The organism is Allocoleopsis sp. (assembly GCF_036703385.1).
In the GTDB taxonomy this organism is placed as follows: Bacteria; Cyanobacteriota; Cyanobacteriia; order Cyanobacteriales; family Coleofasciculaceae; genus Allocoleopsis.
In genome coordinates, this window is record NZ_DATNPA010000060.1 from 1 (window position 1) to 3,779 (window position 3,779).

Annotated in this window: 3 protein-coding genes; 2 read left to right on the plus strand and 1 reads right to left on the minus strand. The window is 48.5% G+C overall.

Going from position 1 to position 3,779, the window contains the following annotated elements:
• A partial coding sequence (locus tag V6C93_RS03305) for an SRPBCC family protein (RefSeq protein ID WP_333475222.1) occupies nucleotides 1-193 on the minus strand: 193 nt, incomplete at its 3' end.
• A gap of 316 nt (nucleotides 194-509) precedes the next feature.
• Here V6C93_RS03305 and V6C93_RS03310 point away from each other — a divergent pair.
• Both V6C93_RS03310 and V6C93_RS03315 read left to right on the plus strand, forming a co-directional pair.
• Nucleotides 510-2,279, plus strand: coding sequence for a mechanosensitive ion channel (locus V6C93_RS03310; RefSeq protein ID WP_333475223.1), 1,770 nt, complete (start codon nucleotides 510-512; stop codon nucleotides 2,277-2,279).
• A 395-nt stretch (nucleotides 2,280-2,674) separates the two neighbouring features.
• On the plus strand, nucleotides 2,675-3,779 hold a 1,105-nt coding region (locus tag V6C93_RS03315; protein WP_333475224.1), incomplete at its 3' end, for an N-acetylmuramoyl-L-alanine amidase.

Genomic DNA, 3,779 nt, shown 5'->3' on the forward strand with positions numbered 1-3,779 from the left:
ACATAGGAATTTGAATCACAAAACGACTCCGGCTCCCAACTTCCGTACTCCACTCACCCACCGGTTTACAGCGTAGAATCGGATTGAGCCAGCGGTGCATCAAAGTCTGGTCAGTGATACAGCGCTCTACAACCGTAGCGCTGGCCTTGATTTGGATTGACTGTTCAAAAACTTGAGCGTTTGACTGTGACATTGAAATGTTCCCGAGCGGATCGAGGACGGATAATATGGCTCTACTGGAAAGCAAAGAAAGTTCAAGCCTGAAAAACCAGTAAATTTTGCATTTTTGTGGCTTAATTATCCATAAGGATAGAGGTAAAGCCGCGACTCTAGGTTTAAAATTGCCCCTGGATTCCTCAGGCTGTTAATCTTTAGTTCCCTGCATCTCTATTTAACCAAGACACTCTATTCATTGAGAGGATAAATAGCATCAATCACGTTCAGCACTGTGATCACACATACCATGTAGCTGGTTTGTGAAATTTGAGAATAGCGTTAAAAGGAAGACTATGAATGAAATATGGAAAGGTATAGTCCAAACGGTGAGAGTGGATGTGCCGCTCCAGGTACATGCCCTTTTGGCACAAGCACCGACTCAACCGGTGACACCGGTTCAACCCGGAGTATTTGAGACGGGGACAACCTATGTTGAGGGACTGTGGCAAAGTATTTGGGCCTTCATGCCTAGATTGTTAGGTGCGCTCGCCATCCTAGTGGTTGGGCTTCTCATCGCCCTGATTGCTTCGTTTATCACCCGATCGCTGCTCAATCGCACCCGTTTGGACAACAAAATAGCCGACTGGATCACGGGTCGGCAGGAGGGAGTGGAGGCTCCTCCCATTGAGAAGTGGATATCCAGCGCGGTGTTTTGGATCGTCATAATCTTTACTGTAGTTGGCGTTCTACAGCAACTACAGCTAGAAGTCGTTTCTCAACCCCTGAATAACTTTCTCAACCAAATTCTGATCTTTTTACCCAAGCTCTTAGGAGCATTGATCTTTTTAGGGGTAGCTTGGCTAGTGGCGACATTAGTCAAGATGGTAACAACGCGGGCGCTGCGGTTGTTTCGCTTAGATCAGCGTTTAGGCCAGCAAGTCAGACCACCAGACGCTTCTGGAGAAACTTCCGCTCCCCCAACTGCTCAATTTTCGCTTTCGGAAACGATTGGCAATGCCCTGTACTGGTTCATTTTTCTCCTATTTCTGCCCTTAATTTTAGACAGCCTCGGTTTGCAGGGAACAACCTTGCAACCCTTGCAGCTGATGCTGAACCAAATTCTGGGAATTGTGCCCAATATTTTGGGAGCGATCGCGATCGCAGCGGTGGGTTGGTTTATTGCACAAGTGGTGCGTCGCATTGTCACCAACTTACTATCGGCAGCCGGCGCTGACCAAATCGGGAGTCGGTTTGGACTCCAGGCCACAACGGGAAGCCAGTCCCTCTCCTGGCTGGTTGGAACGGTTGTCTACGTCCTAATTTTGATTCCTACAGCGATCGCAGCTCTCCAGAGGCTACAGATCGATGCGATTTCAGTGCCTGCGATCGCGATGTTAAACCAGATTCTCAATGCGATTCCCAAAATCTTCACAGCCGCATTGATTCTAGTCATCGCTTATCTCATAGGGCAGTTTCTCAGCGATTTAGTGACCAATATCCTAACCAGTATTGGCTTCAACAATGTCTTCCAGTGGCTGGGTATCCCGACAACCCGCGTTACCCGTACCAGACCAGTTGCTCCACTTGAGGACGACTATGGACTCCCAAACCCAACCCCCACAATGGGTTCACAGACTGTACTACAGCCTTCAACAGTGCCCACTCGGACACCCTCAGAACTGGTGGGAATTATCGTCTTAGTCGGCATCCTGTTGTTTGCCGCCGTCGCCGCAACGAATGTCTTGCAGTTTGAAGCCTTGACCTTAATTGTGACCGGCATTCTGGTGATTGCGGGTCGGATTCTGGCTGGGTTAGTGGTATTTGCCATTGGCTTGTGGCTAGCGAATCTTGCCTTTAACTTGATTACCAGTTCCGGCTCTCACCAATCTAGAATCTTGGGACAGACCGCTCGGATTGCGATTATCGCCTTGGTATCCGCGATGGCATTGCAACAAATGGGCATTGCCAGTGACATTGTTAACTTAGCCTTTGGACTGCTCTTAGGTGCAATTGCAGTTGCTATTGCCCTTGCCTTTGGTTTAGGGTCTCGCGATATTGCTGCTGCTCAACTTCGGGAATGGCTCTCTTCTTTCAAAGGGAACCGACCGTTTGACAGGGAATAAACCAGGATTAACACAGCACCTCTAAAGTAGGGTGCGTCTCAACGCACCCTACCATTCAGCTTTCGTTCGCCCCCTCACTTTCATCTGGCCTCTGTCTGACCGCCTCTCTCTTAAAACAGTACATTCAGCATTCTTGTACGATATTGAGATTTAGATTATCTGAACGCCGATATAATAAGCTGAAGCTATATTGTCAATCCAAATCGAAAACTATGACACAAGTTATCGAAGATTGGATTGACAGGCTGCCTTCGCTTTCCTCCCCAAGTTCCGCTTCGCTGCACATGGGGACTTCTCGCGAAGAAAGTTAAAAACAAGTCGCGCCCATTTAGAGAGCTGACGCTCCACTCGCACTCAGAACAATAAAGCAACACCTATTCACACAAGAGGGAAGAATGCCTTTCACTGCCAGTGTCATTTCTGCTAAGGAATGGGGTGCCAGAGCCCCAAAACAGTGGCCAGAGGAAACTAGACCGCAATATATCATCGTCCACCATACCGATACTCCCAATCCTCCTAAGGATTTATCTAGAGGAACCGTGGAGGGAGCGAAACAATTTGCCAGGAGTATTCAAAGTGCCCACATGAATGAGTTTGGCTGGAATGATTCCGGTCACAACTTTTTAAACACGACTGGCGGAATCTTGCTTGAGGGTAGACAGGGTTCTTTAGATGCTGTTAAACGGGGGCGTTGTGTCCGTTCAGCCCACGCTGGCAATGCCAAAGGCAACGAGTCACCAGGGATTGAAAATGAAGGCAACTTCATGACCTACCAGATGAATACCAAGCAGTGGGAAAGTTTGGTTGAGTTGTGCGCTTCGATTTGCTCGTCCTGCAAAATTGAGCCAGATAACATCAGAGGACATCGAGACTTTTCCCCAACGGATTGCCCCGGTAACTGGTTATACAGTCAATTGCCCCGATTGCGTCAAGATGTACGTAAACGACTTGGCGCACCAGTTGATGACTATTTGCGGGAAGGCGCTACAGGTGCAAAAGTCAAAGAACTACAGCAACGTCTCAAAGCGCAAGGCTTTAACCCCGGTCCCATTGACGGCATTTTCGGCACGGGTACGGTTCAAGCGGTCATTTCCTTTCAGAAGTATCACGGATTAGATCCAGATGGTGTAGTGGGTCCATCAACTTGGAAGTTGCTGACGAGTACGCCGACACCGAAGGAAGAACCGCCCAGTACGATCGATATGCTTGATACTTACCTGCTGTATCGCAGCTTACCTCATCAAAATCAAGCTATTCAATGGCTGCAAGGACAACTCTCAAAACCCGTTTTGGAAGAGTTTTCCAAACGGTGGGACAATAAACCTTCTGCGTCTTCATCTTCATCCTCATCCCCAGCTTCATCCCCATCTCCAGCTTCATCCCCATCCCTATCCTTTCTTCCCCTCCGAGAAGGAGCTAAAGGCTCACCCGTCAAACAACTTCAGGAGCGCTTGCAACAGCTAGGATTTGAACCTGGGATACCTGATGGAGACTTTGGCT